Origin of the sequence: Pseudomonas sp. L5B5 (assembly GCF_020520285.1) — a bacterium.
Classification (GTDB): Bacteria; Pseudomonadota; Gammaproteobacteria; order Pseudomonadales; family Pseudomonadaceae; genus Aquipseudomonas.
Genome location: NZ_CP084742.1, coordinates 5,610,983 through 5,629,376, shown reverse-complemented (window position 1 = coordinate 5,629,376; position 18,394 = coordinate 5,610,983). Strand labels below are relative to the sequence as shown.

Annotated in this window: 18 protein-coding genes; 16 read left to right on the top strand and 2 right to left on the bottom strand. The window is 62.4% G+C overall.

Translation table 11 applies throughout. From position 1 onward, the window contains the following. The first annotated feature begins 186 nt into the window (after positions 1-186). Positions 187-1,107, top strand: coding sequence for an ornithine carbamoyltransferase (gene argF, locus LGQ10_RS25880; RefSeq protein WP_058435651.1), 921 nt, complete (start codon positions 187-189; stop codon positions 1,105-1,107). Then, entirely contained in the window at positions 1,104-2,213 is a 1,110-nt protein-coding gene (locus tag LGQ10_RS25875; protein WP_226523616.1) for an ABC transporter ATP-binding protein, read from the top strand. Before argF ends, LGQ10_RS25875 begins: the two co-directional genes overlap by 4 nt. Positions 2,214-2,272: 59 nt before the next feature. Here the strand turns inward: LGQ10_RS25875 and ybaK are convergent, their stop codons facing one another. Next, the gene (gene ybaK, locus LGQ10_RS25870; RefSeq protein WP_058435653.1) at positions 2,273-2,743 is read right to left on the bottom strand and encodes a Cys-tRNA(Pro) deacylase; all 471 of its coding nucleotides are present in this window, start codon (positions 2,741-2,743) and stop codon (positions 2,273-2,275) included. Positions 2,744-3,113: 370 nt separating this feature from the next. Here ybaK and LGQ10_RS25865 point away from each other — a divergent pair, with 370 nt between their 5' ends. From LGQ10_RS25865 to LGQ10_RS25800, 14 genes are all read left to right on the top strand, one after another. Beyond that, positions 3,114-3,962: an MIP/aquaporin family protein gene (locus LGQ10_RS25865; protein ID WP_226523615.1), complete on the top strand. Its 849-nt coding sequence runs from the start codon at positions 3,114-3,116 to the stop codon at positions 3,960-3,962. A 76-nt stretch (positions 3,963-4,038) separates the two neighbouring features. Next, on the top strand, positions 4,039-5,544 hold the full coding sequence (gene glpK / locus LGQ10_RS25860) for a glycerol kinase GlpK (RefSeq protein WP_226523614.1): 1,506 nt from the start codon (positions 4,039-4,041) through the stop codon (positions 5,542-5,544). Between the two features lie 95 nt (positions 5,545-5,639). After that, positions 5,640-6,395 (top strand): DeoR/GlpR family transcriptional regulator, encoded by a 756-nt coding sequence (locus tag LGQ10_RS25855; RefSeq protein ID WP_226523613.1) that lies wholly within the window; start codon positions 5,640-5,642, stop codon positions 6,393-6,395. 267 nt (positions 6,396-6,662) lie between these two features. After that, positions 6,663-8,201 (top strand): glycerol-3-phosphate dehydrogenase, encoded by a 1,539-nt coding sequence (glpD, locus tag LGQ10_RS25850; RefSeq protein ID WP_058436078.1) that lies wholly within the window; start codon positions 6,663-6,665, stop codon positions 8,199-8,201. A 350-nt stretch (positions 8,202-8,551) separates the two neighbouring features. After that, entirely contained in the window at positions 8,552-9,466 is a 915-nt protein-coding gene (locus LGQ10_RS25845) for a glutamate/aspartate ABC transporter substrate-binding protein (RefSeq protein ID WP_011063125.1), read from the top strand. A gap of 192 nt (positions 9,467-9,658) precedes the next feature. Further along, on the top strand, positions 9,659-10,405 hold the full coding sequence (locus LGQ10_RS25840) for an amino acid ABC transporter permease (RefSeq protein WP_226523612.1): 747 nt from the start codon (positions 9,659-9,661) through the stop codon (positions 10,403-10,405). Further along, positions 10,405-11,076, top strand: a complete 672-nt coding sequence (locus LGQ10_RS25835) for an amino acid ABC transporter permease (protein ID WP_226523611.1) — start codon at positions 10,405-10,407, stop codon at positions 11,074-11,076. The genes LGQ10_RS25840 and LGQ10_RS25835 overlap by 1 nt, the downstream gene beginning before the upstream one ends. After that, complete coding sequence (locus tag LGQ10_RS25830) at positions 11,073-11,807, top strand: amino acid ABC transporter ATP-binding protein (protein ID WP_058435329.1); 735 nt, start codon at positions 11,073-11,075, stop codon at positions 11,805-11,807. The genes LGQ10_RS25835 and LGQ10_RS25830 overlap by 4 nt, the downstream gene beginning before the upstream one ends. Before the next feature lie 177 nt (positions 11,808-11,984). After that, positions 11,985-13,886, top strand: a complete 1,902-nt coding sequence (locus LGQ10_RS25825; protein WP_226523610.1) for a sensor histidine kinase — start codon at positions 11,985-11,987, stop codon at positions 13,884-13,886. Further along, positions 13,883-15,211, top strand: a complete 1,329-nt coding sequence (locus LGQ10_RS25820) for a sigma-54-dependent transcriptional regulator (protein WP_058435331.1) — start codon at positions 13,883-13,885, stop codon at positions 15,209-15,211. The genes LGQ10_RS25825 and LGQ10_RS25820 overlap by 4 nt, the downstream gene beginning before the upstream one ends. A 28-nt stretch (positions 15,212-15,239) precedes the next feature. Then, complete coding sequence (locus LGQ10_RS25815; RefSeq protein WP_226526196.1) at positions 15,240-15,569, top strand: GlpM family protein; 330 nt, start codon at positions 15,240-15,242, stop codon at positions 15,567-15,569. A 126-nt stretch (positions 15,570-15,695) separates the two neighbouring features. Then, complete coding sequence (locus tag LGQ10_RS25810; RefSeq protein ID WP_058435333.1) at positions 15,696-16,616, top strand: arginase; 921 nt, start codon at positions 15,696-15,698, stop codon at positions 16,614-16,616. Further along, on the top strand, positions 16,613-16,987 hold the full coding sequence (locus LGQ10_RS25805) for a transporter (RefSeq protein WP_058435334.1): 375 nt from the start codon (positions 16,613-16,615) through the stop codon (positions 16,985-16,987). Before LGQ10_RS25810 ends, LGQ10_RS25805 begins: the two co-directional genes overlap by 4 nt. A gap of 31 nt (positions 16,988-17,018) precedes the next feature. Further along, on the top strand, positions 17,019-17,426 hold the full coding sequence (locus LGQ10_RS25800; protein ID WP_058435335.1) for an EamA family transporter: 408 nt from the start codon (positions 17,019-17,021) through the stop codon (positions 17,424-17,426). Positions 17,427-17,489: 63 nt separating this feature from the next. Here LGQ10_RS25800 and LGQ10_RS25795 read toward each other — a convergent pair whose 3' ends face one another. Next, positions 17,490-18,353 (bottom strand): fatty acid desaturase family protein, encoded by an 864-nt coding sequence (locus LGQ10_RS25795; RefSeq protein WP_226523609.1) that lies wholly within the window; start codon positions 18,351-18,353, stop codon positions 17,490-17,492. Between the last annotated feature and the right edge of the window lie 41 nt (positions 18,354-18,394).

Genomic DNA, 18,394 nt, shown 5'->3' with positions numbered 1-18,394 from the left:
TCGTGTCCTGGCCTCTGTGAATGCCCCTGATCGCCGTAGCACTATTGGTAATACGCGACATTTAATTATAAGATCGCGCCTTCCCCTATTTCGTCGCCCCGTGCGGCTTCCGCCGCAGGTCCAGCCCGTTGTTCGATAAACCAAGGCGTTGAGAATCTGCGGTCCGTGGCAAAAAGGTAGTTAATGATGAGCGCAAGGCACTTTCTCTCCCTGATGGATTGCACGCCCGATGAGCTGGTCAGCGTGATCCGTCGAGGCACCGAGCTGAAGGACCTGCGTAACCGCGGCGTACTCTTCGAGCCGTTGAAAAATCGTGTTCTGGGCATGATCTTCGAGAAATCCTCGACTCGTACCCGCCTGTCCTTCGAAGCCGGCATGATCCAACTGGGCGGCCAGGCGATCTTCCTGTCGCCACGCGATACCCAACTGGGCCGCGGCGAACCCATCGGCGACTGCGCCATCGTCATGTCGCGCATGCTCGACGCGGTGATGATCCGCACCTTTGCCCACAGCACCCTGACCGAGTTCTCTGCCAACTCCCGCGTACCGGTGATCAACGGCCTGTCCGATGACCTGCATCCCTGCCAGCTGCTGGCCGACATGCAGACCTTCCTCGAACACCGCGGCTCGATCCAGGGCAAGACCGTGGCCTGGATCGGCGACGGCAACAACATGTGCAACAGCTATATAGAAGCCGCCATCCAGTTCGACTTCCAGCTGCGTATCGCCTGCCCGCAAGGCTACGAGCCCAACCCTCGATTCGTCGCTCAAGCCGGGGACCGCGTGACCATCGTCCGTGATCCGCGGGAAGCGGTGAGCGGTGCTCATCTGGTCAGCACCGACGTCTGGACCTCCATGGGCCAGGAAGAGGAAACCGCCAAGCGCCTGGAGCTGTTCGCTCCGTTCCAGGTCAACCGCGCCCTGCTCGACCTGGCAGCGCCGGACGTGCTGTTCATGCATTGCTTGCCCGCCCACCGCGGCGAAGAAATCAGCCTCGACCTGCTGGACGACCCACGTTCAGTGGCCTGGGACCAGGCGGAGAACCGCCTCCACGCACAAAAGGCCCTGCTCGAGTTCCTCGTCGAGCCGGCGTACCACCACGCATGAGCCAACCATTGCTACTGAACCTGCGCAACCTGGCTTGCGGCTACCTCGACCAGCGGGTGGTGCAGAACCTCAACCTGCACCTCAACGCCGGTGACATCGGCTGCCTGCTGGGCTCCTCCGGCTGTGGCAAGACCACCACCCTGCGGGCCATCGCCGGCTTCGAGCCGGTGCACGAGGGTGAAATCCAGCTGGCCGGCGAAACCATTTCCAGTGCCGGCTTCACCCTGGCTCCGGAAAAACGCCGGATCGGCATGGTGTTCCAGGATTACGCCCTGTTCCCTCACCTGTCCGTGGCGGACAACATTGCCTTTGGCATCCGCAAGCATCCACAGAGGGACCGGGTGGTCGCCGAGCTACTGGAACTGGTCAACCTCAAGCAGCTCGGCCAGCGTTTTCCCCACGAATTGTCCGGCGGCCAGCAACAGCGCGTGGCCCTGGCCCGCGCCCTGGCTCCCGAGCCGCAATTGCTGCTACTGGACGAGCCGTTTTCCAACCTCGATGGCGAGTTGCGACGCAAGCTCAGCCATGAGGTGCGCGATATCCTCAAGGCCCGTGGCACCAGCGCCATCCTGGTCACCCATGACCAGGAAGAAGCCTTTGCCGTGAGCGATCAGGTGGGGGTTTTCAGGGAGGGTCGGCTGGAACAGTGGGACACGCCCTACAACCTCTACCACGAGCCGCAGACACCTTTTGTCGCCAGCTTCATTGGCCAGGGCTACTTCATTCGCGGCCAGCTGAGCAGCCCGGAATCGGTGCAGACCGAACTGGGCATGCTGCAAGGCAACCGCGCCTACACCTGGCCGACCGGCGGCGCGGTGGACGTGCTATTGCGGCCGGATGATATCGTCCACGCACCGGACAGCGCCCTTAAGGCCCGAGTCGTCGGCAAGACCTTCCTGGGTGCCTCGACCCTGTATCGCCTGCAACTGCCCACTGGCAGCCAGCTGGAATCGATCTTCCCCAGCCACGCCGACCATCAGGTGGGCGCCGACGTGGGCATCCGCGTGGCGGCAGAGCACCTGGTGCTGTTCCAGGCCTCAGGCAACACTGCTGCGCAGATTGCGCAAAACGACTCTGGTGTACGGCGCTACAGCAACGCCCACTGAACCCCTGAACCGGCCGTGACGCCCAGCGCCCCAGCCGGTTTTCGCCCAGCCTTGCACCTTCACGGGCGACCAATGTCGGCGAAGCTGGCCTGGGTATGCTCGGCCAGCACCGCCGCCGACAACTCCACCTCCAGGCCCCGACGCCCGGCACTGACGAAGATGCTGGTAAGGGGCTGTGCGCTTTTGTCGATAAAGGTCCGCAAACGCTTCTTCTGCCCCAGCGGACTGATGCCCCCCAACAGATAACCGGTCGCTCGCTGGGCCGCGGCCGGATCAGCCATCTCGGCTTTCTTCACCCCTGCGGCATGGGCCAGGGCCTTGAGGTCGAGGCTGCCTGCCACCGGGACTACCGCCACCAACAACTCACCTTTCTCGCTACTGGCCAACAAGGTCTTGAAGACCCGGGCCGGGTCGAGACTGAGCTTCTCGGCCGCCTCAAGCCCATAGGACGCTGCCTTGGGGTCATGTTCGTAACTGTGAATGCAATGTTCGGCGCGAACTTTTTTCAGCAGGTCCAGTGCAGGGGTCATGACAGCTCCATGGCAATGATGAAAGGCAAAACGAAGCCTGCGGATTTTAGGCCATTGATCGGCAAAAGGCTCTATCCCGAGCCTTGAAAACCAGCCTCTGGATCTGATGAAGCAACCAGTCCTGTCACTCTTGGTACAGCCCCCGGTAATCATTCATTTGACTGATATCTATAAAATGACTACTCGTTCACTTTCGACCTTTGACAGCGGTGTTTCTTGTCTATATTTTTTCGTTTCTGAATATCATGCAGTAGATCCAGGTTGCACCCAGTAGCAAGACGACGCCGGAATGGGGATTCCGTCGCCGTTGGAAGTCGCGCTCCCTGCCTTTTGCAGCAGCGCCAGACAACAACAAAAACCGAGGTTCACAATGACAACTGCTCTGCAACAACCATCATTATCGGGCCAGTGCATGGCCGAGTTCCTGGGTACCGCCCTGCTGATCTTCTTCGGCACTGGCTGCGTCGCCGCGCTCAAGGTCGCGGGTGCCAGCTTCGGCCTGTGGGAAATCAGCGTCATCTGGGGCATCGGCGTCAGCATGGCGATCTACCTGACCGCAGGCGTTTCCGGCGCGCACCTGAACCCCGCCGTGAGCATCGCCCTGTGGCTGTTTGCCGATTTCGACAAGCGCAAACTGCCGTTCTACATTCTGGCCCAGGTTGCCGGTGCCTTCTGTGCCGCCCTGCTGGTCTACACCCTGTACAGCAACCTGTTCTTCGATTTCGAACAAGCCCATCAGATGATTCGTGGCTCCCAGGCCAGCCTGGAACTGGCGTCGGTGTTCTCAACCTTTCCCAACCCGTCCCTGAGCACGGCCCAGGCGTTCCTGGTGGAAGTGGTGATCACCGCGATCCTGATGGGCGTGATCATGTCACTGACCGATGACAACAACGGCTTGCCACGCGGCCCACTGGCGCCGCTTCTGATTGGCCTGCTGATCGCCGTGATCGGCAGCGCCATGGGCCCGCTGACCGGCTTCGCGATGAACCCGGCGCGGGATTTTGGTCCTAAACTCATGACGTTCTTCGCCGGCTGGGGTGAAATCTCCTTCACCGGTGGCCGTGACATCCCGTATTTCCTGGTGCCAATCTTCGCCCCGATCCTGGGCGCCTGCCTCGGCGCCGCTGTCTATCGCGGCATGATTGCCCGCTACCTGCCCAACGCGGCCCCGGCAACACCCGCCGAACAAGACGCAGACGGCAAGGTCAAGGCTTCCTGAATCCCGTGGCGCGTGATCCTGCCCAAATCGATCCCGCGCCTGTTTCCACTCCCTTATTTCGTCCAAGGCAATCGACATGACCGACACTCAGAATAAGAACTACATCATTGCCCTCGATCAGGGTACTACCAGTTCCCGGGCGATCATTTTCGACCGTGATGCCAACGTGGTCTGCACCGCCCAGCGCGAGTTCGCCCAGCACTATCCGCAAGCCGGCTGGGTCGAGCACGACCCGATGGAAATCTTCGCCACCCAGAGTGCAGTGATGGTCGAGGCCCTGGCACAAGCCGGCCTGCATCACGACCAAGTGGCCGCCATCGGCATCACCAACCAGCGTGAAACCACTGTGGTCTGGGACAAGACCACCGGCCGGCCGGTCTACAACGCCATCGTCTGGCAATGCCGCCGCAGCACCGAGATCTGCCAGCAGCTCAAGCGTGACGGCCTGGAAGACTACATCCGCGAAACCACCGGCCTGGTCACCGACCCCTACTTCTCCGGCACCAAGCTCAAGTGGATCCTCGACAACGTCGAAGGCAGCCGCGAGCGCGCCCGCAATGGCGAGCTGCTGTTCGGCACCATCGATAGCTGGCTGATCTGGAAATTCACCGGCGGCAAGACTCACGTCACCGACTACACCAACGCCTCGCGCACCATGCTCTTCAACATCCATACCCTGGAGTGGGACGCGAAGATGCTGGAGGTGCTGGACATCCCGCGCGAGATGCTGCCGGAGGTGAAGTCCTCGTCGGAAATCTACGGTCGTACCAAGAGCGGCATCGCCATCGGCGGTATCGCTGGCGACCAGCAGGCTGCGCTGTTCGGCCAGATGTGCGTCGAGCCTGGCCAGGCCAAGAACACCTACGGCACCGGCTGCTTCCTGTTGATGAACACCGGCGACAAGGCGGTGAAGTCCCAGCACGGCATGCTCACCACCATCGCCTGCGGCCCGCGCGGCGAAGTGGCCTATGCCCTGGAAGGCGCGGTATTCAACGGTGGTTCCACCGTGCAGTGGCTGCGCGATGAACTGAAGATCATCAACGACGCTCACGACACCGAGTACTTCGCTGGGAAGGTCAAGGACAGCAACGGCGTGTACCTGGTGCCGGCCTTCACCGGCCTGGGCGCGCCCTACTGGGACCCCTATGCCCGTGGCGCATTGTTCGGCCTGACCCGTGGCGTGCGCGTGGACCACATCATCCGCGCGGCCCTGGAGTCCATCGCCTATCAGACCCGTGACGTGCTCGACGCCATGCAGCAGGATTCCGGCGAACGCCTGAAGGCCCTGCGCGTGGACGGTGGCGCCGTAGCCAACAACTTCCTCATGCAGTTCCAGGCCGACATCCTCGGCACCCAGGTGGAGCGCCCGCAAATGCGTGAAACCACCGCCTTGGGCGCCGCCTACCTGGCAGGCCTGGCCTGCGGCTTCTGGGGCAGCCTGGAAGAACTGCGCGGCAAGGCCGTGATCGAGCGCGAGTTCGAACCACAACTGGCCGAGGCGGAAAAGGAAGGCCTGTACGCTGGCTGGAAGAAGGCAGTCAGCCGCACCCGCGACTGGGAACCCCACGACGAGGCCAAATAAGCCACGTCGTGGATTGGTAACCGCTTGTAACTGGTAGGGAGCGAATTCCTGCGGCATCATGGGCAAATTTTGCACGGCAGCCCAAAGGAAGCCCCATGAATCTGCCTCCCCGCCAGCAACAAATCCTCGATCTGGTCCGCGAACGCGGCTACGTCAGCATCGAGGAATTGGCCCAGTTGTTCGTCGTCACCCCGCAAACCATCCGCCGCGATATCAACCAGTTGGCCGAAGCCAACCTGCTGCGTCGCTACCACGGTGGCGCGGCTTATGACTCCAGCGTCGAAAACACCGCCTACGCCATGCGCGCCGACCAGATGCGCGACGAAAAGCAGCGTATCGGCGAAGCCGTTGCGGCCCAGATCCCCGATCACGCCTCGCTGTTCATCAACATTGGCACCACCACCGAATCCATCGCCCGCGCCCTGCTCAACCACAGTCACCTGAAGATCATCACCAACAACCTGCACGTGGCCTCGATGCTCAGTGCCAAGGACGATTTCGACGTGCTGCTCACCGGCGGCAATGTCCGCCGCGACGGCGGCGTGGTGGGCCAGGCCAGTGTCGACTTCATCAACCAGTTCAAGGTGGATTTCGCCCTGGTGGGCATCAGCGGCATTGACGAGGACGGCAGCCTGCTGGACTTCGACTATCAGGAAGTGCGGGTATCCCAGGCGATCATCGCCAATGCCCGGCAAGTGATCCTGGCTGCAGACTCCAGCAAGTTCGGGCGCAACGCCATGATTCGCCTCGGCCCGATCAGCCTGGTCGACTGCCTGGTCACCGATCAGCAGCCGGTACCGGCCCTGACCCAACTGCTCAACCAGCACAAGATCCGCCTCGAAGTGGTCTGAGCCCGCTTCCTCCTTCCTTGCACAGCTCGCGAATTCAAACGATATCCAGCCAACCGGCACGGGTATCGTCGCGCCTGCGCGTCCGCCATCGACCGGCATAGCAACTACAGTTACCCCTCGGCAATGTTCGAAAATTTTCCTTTAGCGCCGCTTCGATCAGTTTTTTCAATCGAAGCGCGCTGGATGCGTGCATCTTTATGCGCTAGTATTTTCGAAAATGAACATTAATGTTCGAATTCAAATATCAAAGCAACACGAGGCTTGTCGATGCCCACTTCTACCTTGCCCGCGCGCCCTCTCTCCGAGGTTTACGATATCGCCGTCATTGGCGGTGGGATCAACGGTGTTGGAATTGCCGCAGATGCGGCAGGTCGCGGCCTGTCCGTGTTCCTTTGTGAAAAGGACGACCTGGCCAGCCACACGTCCTCCGCCAGCAGCAAGCTGATCCACGGTGGCTTGCGCTACCTGGAACACTACGAGTTCCGCCTGGTGCGCGAAGCCCTGGCCGAGCGCGAAGTACTGCTGGCCAAGGCGCCGCACATCGTCAAGCCCATGCGTTTCGTCCTGCCGCACCGGCCACACCTGCGTCCGGCCTGGATGATCCGCGCCGGGCTGTTCCTCTACGATCACCTGGGCAAGCGCGAGAAGCTCGCCGGCTCGCGAAGCCTGAAGTTCGGCGCCGACAGCGCGCTGCAAGCGCAGATCACCCGCGGCTTCGAATACTCCGATTGCTGGGTCGATGACGCACGCCTGGTAGTGCTCAACGCCATGGCCGCTCGCGAACACGGAGCCCATGTTCACACTCAGACCCGCTGTGTCAGCGCCCGCCGCAGCAAGGGCCTGTGGCAACTGGAACTGGAGCGTGCCGACGGCAGCCTGTTCTCCATCACCGCCAAGGCCCTGGTGAACGCCGCAGGTCCCTGGGTCGCCAAGTTCATCAAGGATGACCTGAAGCTGGAATCGCCCTACGGCATCCGCCTGATCCAGGGCAGCCACCTGATCGTGCCCAAACTGTACGAAGGCGAGCATGCGCATATCCTGCAGAACGAAGACCAGCGCATCGTCTTCACCATTCCCTACCTCGACCAATTCACCCTGATCGGCACAACCGACCGCGAATACACCGGCGACCCGGCGAAAGTGGCGATCACCGAAGGGGAAACCGACTACCTGCTGCAGGTGGTCAATGCCCACTTCAAGAAACAGGTGAGCCGCGACGACATCCTGCACACCTACTCCGGTGTCCGCCCGCTGTGCAACGACGAGTCCGACAACCCTTCGGCGGTCACCCGTGACTACACCCTGGCCTTGTCCGGCAGCGGTGACGAAGCGCCACTGCTGTCGGTGTTCGGCGGCAAGCTCACCACCTACCGCAAGCTGGCCGAATCGGCCATGGCCCAGCTGACGCCTTATTTCAAGCACGCCAAGCCAAGCTGGACCGCACAGGCCAGCCTGCCCGGCGGTGAAGACATGACTACCCCGCAAGCCTTGGCCGAGGCGATCCGCGCCAAGTTCGACTGGGTACCCAGCCAGATCGCCCGGCGGTGGGCCACCACCTATGGCAGCCGTACCTGGCGTCTGCTGGAAGGCGTACATGGGCTGAGCGACATGGGCGAGCACCTTGGTGGCGGCCTCTACAGCCGCGAAGTGGATTACCTGTGCGATGAAGAATGGGTGGTCAAGGCCGAGGATCTCCTCTGGCGCCGAAGCAAACTGGGGCTGTTCACCACGGAGCAGGAACAGCAGCAGCTACGGGACTACCTGCAGAAAATCCAGCACCATCGCGGCAAGATCAAGGCAGCTTGAGCCCCCGCACCCGACCAGGCCCCTGAACCGCGAGGTTCAGGGGCTTTTTTGTGCCTTGCCGACGGCACCTGCCCCCAACAGACGGCTCATGATCGTTCGGTTTTCCGAACGACAAACATGGAAGCGATTCGGTTAACCGGATATTCCAACTGAAAGAGCAACGTCAAAAATGTTTAATTATCTTTAAAATCAATAGCTTAAATATGATTTGCTGGCCTGGCACGACTCATGCTCTACACTGTTCGACGAATGCCTGTCGTGCCAACACAACAGGAGCCGTCAAGGCATTCGCTGTATAAAAGAGCCGTCGAACTGGCTTCATAAAAAAAACAAATGTCGAGGAAATATTGATGCGCATCGTTCCCCATCTGTTGGGCGCAGCTATTGCTGCAGCTCTGATTAGCACTCCAGTTTTCGCAGCCGAACTCACCGGCACACTGAAGAAAATCAAAGAGTCCGGCACCATCACCCTCGGACATCGCGACGCTTCCATTCCGTTTTCCTACATCGCTGACGCTTCCGGCGTGCCTGTGGGCTACTCCCACGACATCCAGCTGAAGATCGTCGAAGCCATCAAGAAAGACCTCGACATGCCTGACCTGAAGGTCAAGTACAACCTGGTCACCTCCCAGACCCGTATCCCGCTGGTGCAGAACGGCACCGTGGACGTCGAGTGCGGTTCCACCACCAACAACGTCGAGCGTCAGCAACAGGTCGACTTCTCCGTTGGCATCTTCGAGATCGGCACCCGCCTGCTGTCCAAGAAAGACTCCAGCTACAAGGATTTCGCCGACCTCAAGGGCAAGAACGTGGTGACCACCGCCGGTACCACTTCCGAGCGCATCCTCAAGGCCATGAACGCCGACAAGCAGATGGGCATGAACGTGATCTCCGCCAAGGACCATGGCGAGTCGTTCCAGATGCTGGAATCGGGCCGCGCCGTCGCCTTCATGATGGACGACGCCCTGCTGGCCGGTGAAATGGCCAAGGCCAAGAAACCTACCGACTGGGCCGTGACCGGCACCCCTCAATCCTACGAAATCTACGGCTGCATGGTCCGCAAGGGTGATGCCCCGTTCAAGAAAGCCGTGGACGACGCCATCGTTGCCACCTACAAATCGGGCGAAATCAACAAGATCTACGACAAGTGGTTCCAATCGCCGATCCCGCCAAAAGGCCTGAACCTGATGTTCCCGATGAGCGACGAGCTCAAGGCCCTGATCGCCAACCCGACCGACAAAGCGGCTGACGACAAAAAGTCCTGATTCCTGACTAACCTTACTCCTGAAGGGGCCCTGGCCTCTTCGGGAGCCTGTCACTACCTGCTGGCACATTTTGGAAACACTCGAACCGGTGGTTGTCGAGCCGATAGCGTGTGCCTGGCCGTCCTGGCCGGGCGGGAACGGATCTCCCCCAAGCGGGTGCTTGTACATCGAACGATCTGAGGGGTAACCCCAATGAATTACAACTGGGACTGGGGCGTGTTCTTCAAGTCCACCGGCGTGGGCAGCGAGACCTATCTCGACTGGTTCATTTCCGGCCTGGGCTGGACCATCGCCATCGCCGTGGTGGCCTGGATCATCGCACTGCTGCTGGGGTCGATCCTGGGGGTCATGCGCACCGTGCCTAACCGTCTGGTGTCGGGCATCGCCACGGTCTACGTGGAGATCTTCCGCAACGTACCGCTGCTGGTGCAGTTGTTCATCTGGTACTTCCTGGTACCCGACCTGCTGCCGCAAAACCTGCAGGATTGGTACAAGCAGGACCTCAACCCGACCACCTCGGCCTACCTGAGCGTCGTCGTGTGCCTGGGCCTGTTCACCGCTGCCCGGGTGTGCGAACAGGTGCGTACCGGCATCCAGGCCCTGCCCCGCGGCCAGGAATCCGCCGCTCGCGCCATGGGCTTCTCGCTGCCGCAGATCTACTGGAACGTTCTGCTGCCCCAGGCCTACCGGATCATCATTCCGCCGCTCACCTCGGAATTCCTCAACGTCTTCAAGAACTCCTCCGTGGCGTCCTTGATCGGCCTGATGGAGCTGCTGGCCCAGACCAAGCAGACCGCCGAGTTCTCGGCCAACCTGTTCGAAGCCTTCACCCTGGCCACCCTGATCTACTTCACCTTGAACATGAGCCTGATGCTGCTGATGCGCCTGGTGGAGAAAAAAGTAGCGGTCCCCGGCCTGATCTCCGTGGGAGGTAAATAATGGAATTCGACTTCTCGGGCATCATCCCGGCCATTCCCGGCTTGTGGAACGGCATGCTGATGACCCTCAAACTGATGGTCATGGGCGTGGTCGGCGGGATCATCCTCGGCACCTTGCTGGCCTTGATGCGCCTGTCCCACAACAAGCTGCTGGCGAACATCGCCGGCGCCTACGTCAACTACTTCCGCTCGATCCCGCTGCTGCTGGTGATTACCTGGTTCTACCTGGCGGTGCCGTTCGTGCTGCGCTGGATCACCGGCGAAGACACGCCGATCGGGGCATTCACCTCGTGCATCGTGGCCTTCATGATGTTCGAAGCGGCGTACTTCTGCGAAATCGTCCGCGCCGGCGTGCAGTCGATCCCCAAGGGCCAGATGGGCGCCGCCCAGGCACTGGGCATGAGCTACGGCCAGACCATGCGCCTGATCATCCTGCCCCAGGCGTTCCGCAAGATGACCCCACTGCTGTTGCAGCAGAGCATCATCCTGTTCCAAGACACCTCCCTGGTGTACACCGTGGGCCTGGTGGACTTCCTCAACGCCTCGCGTTCCAGCGGCGACATCATTGGCCGCTCCAATGAATTCCTGATCGTTGCCGGTCTGGTCTACTTCACAATCAGCTTTGCCGCCTCGCTGCTGGTCAAGCGTCTGCAAAAAAGGTTCGCCGTATGATCTCTATCAAGAACATCAACAAGTGGTATGGGGACTTCCAGGTACTGACCGATTGCAGCACCGAGGTCAAGAAAGGTGAAGTCGTGGTGGTCTGCGGGCCGTCCGGCTCGGGCAAATCCACCCTCATCAAGTGCGTCAACGCCCTGGAACCCTTCCAGAAAGGCGACATCGTGGTGGACGGCACCTCCATCGCCGACCCCAAGACCAACCTGCCCAAGCTGCGCTCCCGCGTGGGGATGGTGTTCCAGCATTTCGAGCTGTTCCCGCACTTGACCATCACCGAGAACCTGACCATCGCGCAGATCAAGGTGCTGGGCCGCAGCAAGGAAGAGGCCACCAAGAAAGGCCTGCAGCTGCTGGACCGGGTCGGCCTCGCCGCACACGCCCACAAGCATCCGGGCCAGCTGTCCGGTGGCCAGCAGCAACGTGTGGCCATCGCCCGCGCCCTGGCCATGGACCCGATCGTCATGCTGTTCGACGAGCCGACCTCGGCCCTGGACCCGGAAATGGTCAACGAGGTGCTGGACGTGATGGTGCAACTGGCCAACGAAGGCATGACCATGATGTGCGTGACCCACGAAATGGGCTTTGCCCGCAAGGTGGCGAATCGGGTGATCTTCATGGACAAGGGCCAGATCATCGAGGACTGCCAGAAGGAAGAGTTCTTCGGTGACATCAACGCCCGCTCCGAGCGCGCGCAGCACTTCCTCGAGAAAATCCTGCAGCACTGAGACGGCAGCGTTCTGCCTGCCCTTGTGGCAAGGGAGCCTGCTCCCGCGGGGTCGCGCCGCGACCCCGAACCTGCAAATGCATCTTGCCTGGCATAACGCATTCAACGGTTCACGACGGCTTCGCCGTCGTGCGGGAACGTGCCCCGTCGCCATGCTGGTTGACCCAAGGCATCTGTGATGAAATGCGACCCCACTCTCTATCGCGCCACGCCGCCATCACTCGCCGTGAAACCCCGCCTGATCCGCCATCTGCTGCTACCGCCCCTGGTCATTGCCCTGATGGCCACCCTGGGCTACGCCGGGTTCTGGATCAGCGAGCACAACGGCATCCGCACCCTCAGTGAAAATGGCGCGCGCCAGCTGGAACTGCATGCCCGTGCCGTAGAGAGCGAGATCAGCAAGTACACCTACCTCCCGAGCCTGCTGGAGCTGGAATCCAGCGTCTCGCAGCTATTGGCCGATCCGTCGCCGGAGCACCGCCAGGCGGTCAACCAGTACCTCGAAGGCCTGAACCGGCGCAGCCGCAGCCGGGCCATCTATGTCATGGACACCACTGGCCGGGTAGTGGCCACCAGCAACTGGCGCGATGTCGACAGCTACCTCGGCGAAGACCTGTCGTTCCGGGCCTACTACCAGAATGCCGTGCGCGGCTACCCCGGGCGCTTCTACGGCATCGGCAGTACCAGCGGCGAACCTGGCTACTACCTGGCCCACGGCCTGGAGGAACAGGGCAAGATCATCGGCGTGGCGGTGGTCAAGGTCCGCCTCGAAGCCCTGGAAGAGCGCTGGCAACGGGCGCGCATGGAAGCCTTCGTCAGCGACGAGAACGGCATCATCATCCTTTCCAGCGACCCGAGCCGGCGCCTCAAATCAGTACGCCCCTTGAGCGACGACACCAAGGAGCGCCTGGCCCGCAGCCTGCAGTACTACTGGTTTCCGCTCAACGAGCTGGAACCCCTGGCCCGCGAACGCCTGGACGAAGGCGTGGAGAAACTGACCTTCCAGGCCAACACCGACCTGGCAGACGACGGCCAGGCCACCAGCTACCTGTCCCAGTCCCGCCCCTTGAGCGACACTCCCTGGAATTTCACCCTGCTGACGCCCCTGCAGGACCTGCGCCGCGAAGCCATCAACCAGGGCATCCTGGTGGCCGTGGCCTTCGCCCTGGTGGCGTTCCTGATGATCGCCTGGAACGAGCGGCGCAAAGTCATCGCCACCCGCCTCGCCGCCCGTGAAGCCTTGCAGGAAGCCAACAGCCAGCTCGAACGCCGGATCACGGAACGCACCGCCGACCTGCGCGCCAGCAACGAACGACTCAAGGCACAGATCCGCGAGCGTCGCCAGGCCGAGGAAACCCTGCGCCGGGCCCAGGACGAACTGATCCAGGCCGGCAAGCTGGCGGCCATCGGGCAGATGTCCACCAGCATTGCCCACGAACTCAATCAGCCCCTGGCAGCGTTGCGCACCTTGTCCGGCAACACCGTGCGCTTCCTCGAGCGCGGAGCCCTGGACACCGCCAGCGCCAACCTCAAGACCATCAACGAGCTGATCGATCGCATGGGCCGCATCACCGCCAGCCTGCGCTCCTTCGCCCGCCGTGGCGATGACCAGGGCCAGGCCAGCCTGGGCAAGGCCGTGGATGCGGCCCTGCAGGTCCTCGGCGCGCGCCTCGAACCACTGCCGCTGCAACTGCACCGCGACTTCAGCGAACAAACCCTGCAGATCGACCAGACCCGCCTGGAGCAGATCCTGGTCAACCTGATAGGCAACGCCCTGGACGCCATGCAGGCACAGCCTGCGCCGCAGCTCTGGCTGGAGGGCGAGTTCAGCGACGGCAAATACCGCCTGCGGGTGCGGGACAACGGCCATGGCATCGATCCCGAGACCCGAAAACACCTGTTCGAACCCTTCTTCACCACCAAACCCGGCGAGCAGGGGCTTGGGCTGGGCCTGACCCTGTCCGCCAGCCTCGCCGCCGCCACCGGTGGCAGCCTGGGGGTGGAACATCCGGCAAGCGGCGGCACCGCCTTTGTCCTCAGCTTGCCTCTGGCAAGCCCTACTCAAGCCGAGCCGATATGAACAACGAGCTGACCGTGCTGATCGTCGAAGACGACCCCCATGTCCTGCTGGGTTGCCAACAGGCCCTGGCCCTGGAAGACATTCCCTGCATCGGCGTGGGCAGCGCCGAAGAAGCCCTCACCCAGGTCGGAGAGAACTTTCCCGGCATCGTGGTCAGCGACATTCGCCTGCCGGGTATCGACGGCCTGGAGCTGCTGACCCGCCTCAAGGCCCGCGATCGCAGCCTGCCGGTGGTGCTGATCACCGGCCACGGCGATATCTCCATGGCCGTAGGCGCCATGCAGAAAGGCGCCTACGACTTCATGGAGAAACCCTTTTCTCCCGAACGCCTGGTGGACGTGGCCCGCCGCGCCCTGGAGCAACGGGGCCTGGCCCGGGAGGTGACGTCGCTGCGTCGCCAGCTGGCCGAGCGCAACTCCCTGGAGGGCCGGATCATCGGCCGCTCGCCGGCGATGCAGAACCTGCGGGAACTGATCGCCAACGTCGCCGACACCTCGGCCAACGTACTGATCGAAGGCGAGACCGGCACCGGCAAGGAACTGGTCGCCCGCTGCCTGCACGACTTCAGTCGGCGCCACCAGCAACAGTTCGTCGCCCTGAACTGCGGCGGCCTGCCGGAAAACCTGTTCGAGAGTGAAATCTTCGGCCACGAGGCCAATGCCTTCACCGGAGCCGGCAAGCGGCGGATCGGCAAGATCGAGCACGCCCACCTGGGCACCTTGTTCCTCGACGAAGTGGAAAGCATGCCCGTCAACCTGCAGATCAAGCTGCTGCGGGTCTTGCAGGAGCGCACCCTGGAGCGGCTGGGCTCGAACCAGAGCGTCGCCGTGGATTGCCGGGTGATCGCCGCGACCAAGTCGGACCTCAACCAGTTGAGCCAGGCCAAGGCGTTTCGCAGCGACCTGTACTACCGCCTCAACGTGGTGACCCTGGAACTGCCGCCCCTGCGCGAGCGACGCGAGGACATCCTGCAGCTGTTCGAGCACTTCCTGCAGCAGTCGTCCCTGCGCTTCGACCGTGTGGCACCGGAACTGGACAACCAGACCCTGTCGCACCTGATGAGCCACGACTGGCCTGGCAACGTGCGCGAGTTGCGCAACGTCGCCGAGCGCTTCGCCCTGGGCCTGCCGGCCTTCAAGAAATCCGGCAGCGGCGGCAGCGGCCAGGGCCTGGGTTTCGCCGAGGCGGTGGAAGCCTTCGAACGCAACCTGTTGAACGATGCCTTGCAGCGCAGCGGCGGCAACCTGACCCAGGCCAGCCAGGAACTGGGCATGGCCAAGACCACGCTGTTCGACAAGGTCAAGAAGTATGGCCTGAGCCACTGACCCCAAGGCGCCTCTATTCATGGATCTATTGTTGAAAGCCGCGCTGGGCGCGGCCGTGGTGGTGATTCTCGCGGCCCTGGCCAAGACCCGGAACTACTACATCGCCGGGCTGGTACCGCTGTTTCCGACCTTCGCCCTGATCGCCCACTACATCGTCGGCAAGGGCCGCTCGGTCGATGACTTGAAGACCACCATCGTGTTCGGCATGTGGTCGATCATTCCCTACTTCGTCTACCTGGCAACCCTCTACGTGATGGTCGACCGCCTGCGCCTGGAGGCCTCCCTGGCGGTCGCTGCGGTGGCCTGGCTGATGGCCGCGACGATCCTGGTCAGCGTCTGGGTCCGGGTCCACGCCTGAGGCCAGGGCCACGCGCTGCGGTGCGCCCTGGCCCGACCCTTGCATTTACCCGGCAAAGCCCGCCCAGCCTGCGTTTCAGCCTGACTACGCAGTTTCTGGAGGGCGCTGCCATGGGTAACGTACACCTTGAACATTCTAGATCTCGACCACAGCCTGACCGCCCAGGAGCCCATCACCCGGCGCCTGAAAAGCGGCCAGGCACGACGCATCGACCTGCTCGACCTGGGCCCCAGGCTCCGACTCTGGTCCACCGAGCGCACCTATCGCCAGTTCATCGAGCGCCTCGGCCAACGTCCGCGCCACAGCGGGCCACAGCCGGAAATATTCTTCGTCGGCTCCGGTGACTATCACCACCTGACCCCGGCCTTTCTGCAGGGCTTGCCGGAGCCGGTCAGCCTGATCCATTTCGACAATCACCCCGACTGGGTGCGCTTCGCCCCCCGCCGGCATTGCGGTTCCTGGGTCAACCGGGCGCTGCAGCTGCCGAACATCCGGCGCATCGTCACCCTCGGCCCCTGCAGCGAAGACCTGCACAATCCGCAACTGCGCGGCGGTAACCTCGGCGCCCTGAAGCACGGCAAGCTGCAGCTGTTTCCCTGGCAACACGAACCCTCCAGGGTCTGGGGCCAGGTCGGCGACGGCGCCGGCCACCAGCAGCAGGAGCAGCACCTGCACTGGCACAACCTGGCACAACAGGACTGGAGCGCGTTCCTCCAGCGACTGATCGACGACCTGCCCACCGAGGCGGTGTGGATCACCATCGACAAGGACGTGCTGGCCAGCGAGGACGCCGCCACCAACTGGGACCAGGGAGGCATGCGCCTGACCCACCTGCTGCAGGCCCTACGTGCCCTGGCGGCGGGCAAGCGCGTGCTGGGCATCGATGTCTGCGGGGAGTTCGCCCAGCCGGCCTTCAGCAATGCCTTCAAGCGCTGGGAGGCCAAGTCCGACCAACCTTCGCCCGAGCGCTGGAGCGAGCAGGACCTGCTGCGCAACTCGGTCACCAATGAAGCCCTGATTTCGCTGTTCGAGGAGCTGTTCCCATGACCTTGACCGTCGTGCTGCTGGTGGCCTTTTCCATCCTCCTGGATGTGATCGGCCAGTTGTGTTTCAAGCTGGGCCTGGATCGCCTGCCGGAACTGGAGGGCGGCTTTCGCCTGAATGCCTTCTGGGGCCAGGTGTTCAACGCACCGCTGCTGTGGTGTGGCGTGGGCGCCTATGCAGTGGAGTTCTTCGTCTGGCTCGAGGCCCTGTCCCGGGCCCCGCTGAGCCTGCTGTTCCCCGCCGCTGCCCTGGCCTATTGCGGCGTGGTCCTGGCCGGCAAGGTGGTACTGGGAGAAGCCGTCAGTCGCCGACGCTGGCTCGGCACCCTGGTGATCACCGGCGGGGTGATGCTGGTCTGCATCGCCAGCACCTGAGCCCTGTTCAACGCATACAAGGAAACACTTCATGAGTTCGAACCACACTTACGACTGGCTGCACGGGCGCCTGGGCACCCTGGTGCTCTGGTTCCTGCTGATCAGCTTCGAGGGCGCCGGCCAGATCGCGACCAAGATCGGCGGCGACCAGCTGGGCCAGATGGATTTCAACCTGCAATGGCTGGCGGCCGTGGCCGCCAATCCCGGCGTGCTGACGGCGATTGCCTGCTACATCGGCGCGTTCTTCGTCTGGATGCTGATCCTGCGGCGCAGCAGCCTGTCCCTGGCCTTCCCCCTGAGCGCCCTGGTGTACGTGGTCGTCCTGCTGGGATCGTGGCTGGGGCTGGGCGAGCAGATCAACCTGCTGCACTGGCTCGGGGTCTTCGTGATCATGGGCGGCATCGCCCTGCTGGCCGAGGGCGAGGGCGAGGAGGCCTGAAGAGGACCTTCAGCTCCTGCGCCCGCTGCGCGGTCGTGCGCAGCCTTCGGCAGCGGCTACAGGTCACTGGTGGTGGGACACCAAAAAGCCCAGGCCGTGGGACACCGGGATCACTTTCACCCCCGCCGCCCGTTGCTGCTCGCGGATCTCGCGGTGGAAGGCCTTGACCTTGGTCCAGTGCATCTTCGGCCGGTAATGGTGTTCGGCGTGATAGCCATTGTTCATCCAGATCAGGTTGTACAGCGGGCTGTAGGAGCTCACGCCCCAGGCGATCGGCAGGTCCGGGTTGCCGCCCAGGTGCTCGTAGTAGCCATTGAGCGATGACAGCGACTGGCCCAGGTACCAGAACGGCAGCAACACCAGCACCGCATGCCAGTCAAGGAACGCCAGCACCAGGTAAAACACCACGGTCACGGCGATTTCCACCTTCACCCAGCGAGCATCGTCAGGACGCTTGCGCTGCATTTGCTGGTAGATCTCCTTGGGATCGTCACGAAAGAAGCTCAGGAAGGTATAGGCCCAGGGGTTGTCCGGCTGGCCGTTCTTGCCATGCAGGTAGATCGACAGGGGGTCGACGGTCTTGCCCTGGGCATCCGGCAGATCGGAGTTGCCACGGTGGTGGCGGTTATGGATGTCGCGATACAGGGTCTGGGAGAAACCGATGGTCACCGACAGCAGCAGGTCGAAGGCCCGGTTCATCCAGGAGGGGGTGAAATAGGCGTTATGGATCTGGTTGTGGGAAATGCTGTTGATGCTCCACGACAGGCTGACTGCGTACAACAGCGCGGCCGGGAGGATGACCCACAAGGACAGGTCGTGGAAATCCAGCACCAGCCACAGGACAAAGGCAAAGTGCGCCAGCGCCATGCAGATGGGGATCAGGTCCCAGAGGGAATAGGCAAGCAGACGATAGGCAGGTCGGGCCATGAAGAACTTCCTGAGAAATTGGGTTCATGGCGCCTGTTGCA